This is a genomic window from Sinorhizobium sp. FG01 (assembly GCF_002531875.1).
Lineage (GTDB): Bacteria > Pseudomonadota > Alphaproteobacteria > Rhizobiales > Rhizobiaceae > Sinorhizobium > Sinorhizobium fredii_C.
In genome coordinates this window covers 1-2,197 of record NZ_NWTB01000056.1, presented here as the reverse complement: position 1 = coordinate 2,197, position 2,197 = coordinate 1, and the positions used below count along the sequence as shown (strand labels likewise).

The window sequence follows — 2,197 nt, the reverse complement described above, 5'->3', positions numbered from 1 at the left end:
GGCAGCCTTATGCTCGGCCGCTACAGTGATTGTAAAATATATGTCAGCGATTACCGCCGGATGCGGTCCCGCACTCTAGAGCTCTTGAACCAAGTGGCCATGAAGGCTGACGTGGAGGTTATCTCTTACCACGACTTTCTCTGCGACCACACAACGTGCAAGACCGAGATCGACGGCAAATACCTTTACAGAGACAGCGGCCACCTTTCCTATGAAGGGTCAGAGCTCATCGCTCGAAAGACGAGACTTGCTGAGAGGCTGATCAGGGCTGCTCGATAGAGCACTTCGGCATGGTTCCGCGTCGACTTTTCAAGACTGAGTTTCTTTGCTGCTGATGGCCGTCACCGAAGTGCGCGGGACACCACGAGATCATGGGTGCCCGATCGATCTATGGCGTAGATGTATGCCATCCAAACAATCGATTTTACGAATTAGTGCGCATGCTTCATTGGAAGAAGATCAATTGACAGAAATCAAGTCCACCGACGCCTTCTGTCGGCGACGTTCTAAGTTATGAGCGAGTAAGTGGAAGATCTACCGAAATTCGAATCAGCAAAAATGTTCTAGAAGGAAACCACTTTCAGATCCTTGCTGCGGTTAGCTAATCGATAAGCATCATGCCTTGGGTCCGCAATTCATCCAGTTGGATCGAGAATTTCATCAGGTCTTCTATGCCGAGCGCGTTTCGAACTGATATCCAAGCCTTGCGGGGCTTGGCTGTTTTGCTGGTTGTCCTTTATCATGCCGGTGTTGAGCCGTTCGCCGCCGGCTATCTTGGTGTGGACATCTTTTTCGTGGTTTCGGGCTTTCTGATCACCAGTCTGATCAGGACGCAGCTTGAGCAATCACGGTTCAGCTTTGGGGAATTCTATTATCGTCGTGCGAAGCGTCTGTTGCCGGCGGCCTATGTCGTCATTGCGCTCACGACGATTGCTGCGCCTTTCTTCCTGTCAGATGTGGGCCTGCGGGAGTTCCATACTCAGGTAATCGGGGCGCTCACATTTACCGGCAACATCGTTTTCTGGTTTCAGTCGGACTATTTCGGGGGAGCCGCAGAAACGAAGCCCCTCCTGCATTTCTGGTCACTCGCCGTCGAAGAGCAGTATTATCTGCTACTTCCTGCTTTCTTGACTTTAACTCCCAGGAGATGGTGGCTCTTAGGAGTTAGCTTGCTACTCGTTGCGAGTTTGACGCTATGTCTATACGTGGCCTCTCGTGACCCATCCGCTGCATTTTATCTTTTGCCGACGCGCTTTTGGGAAATGGCCATTGGTTCGCTGGGGGCTTTGCTTCCGGCCAGTCCTCGCGTGGCTGCCAAGCTTTCGCTGCTGCGCCTCCCGGCGCTCCTGCTTCTCCTCGTTATTCCTATCGCCCCTGTCGGTTCCCAGCACCCGGGCGCAGATGCTGCACTGGTCTGTTTGGCAACCCTGATCCTCCTGCTTGTGCCGAGCAGGAGTAATTTGGCGGTGAGAGGCATGGCAAGGATCGGGGATATCTCGTACTCGCTCTATCTGATCCATTGGCCGGTGCTTGTCTATGTGCGGGCTGTTTGGCTGGGAGACCCTCCTGCGTTTGCGATCTACGCGGCGGTTTCCTTCTCAATTGTCGTGAGCTTAGCTCTTCACCGTTTCGTGGAGGAGCCGTTCCGCAACGGGATCGTCACATCTCGTGGACGGATGGCCTCAGGACTTCTCGCCGCATCGGTTTTTCTAGGCTTCTCGCCCGCAGTCGCCATTGCCGCGACCCAAAGCAAGGTTGACTTCGGCCAAATCCGGAGGATCAATTATGGCTTGGGAAGAGCATGTGATCTTACCCCGGGATCACCTCCTCAGGCTATCCCGGAGGCGTGCCAGACGGCGGACAGGCCCGAATTGCTGGTCTGGGGCGATTCATTTGCTATGGCACTTGTTCCCGGCCTGGCCAAAACAGTCGGTGAAGCCGGACTGGCTCAACTCACCATGAGCGGGTGCCTCCCCGCCGTCGGCGTTGCTGCCTTCTCGAGCCGGGCAGCGTCTCCATATCCCCGTGCCTTCGGCGAGGATTGTATTCGCTTCAATGACAGTGTTTTGGGCATCCTGAAGAACCAGCCGGAGATAAGAACCGTTGCAATCTCAAGCCCGTTTGACGCACCTGTATCCAACGACTTTATGCTGCTTAAGAGGACTGGTGATACCTTCACGGAGGTTGAAACATCGGT

The 2,197-nt window shown here is 54.3% G+C and carries 2 protein-coding genes; both read left to right on the top strand.

Annotation, left to right across the window (positions count from 1 at the left end; translation table 11 throughout):
- On the top strand, positions 1–279 hold a 279-nt coding region (locus CO656_RS30640), incomplete at its 5' end, for an SGNH hydrolase domain-containing protein (protein WP_272938894.1).
- Positions 280–617: 338 nt separating this feature from the next.
- Positions 618–2,197 (top strand): acyltransferase family protein (locus CO656_RS29450; protein ID WP_272938893.1); only part of this gene is annotated, 1,580 nt, incomplete at its 3' end.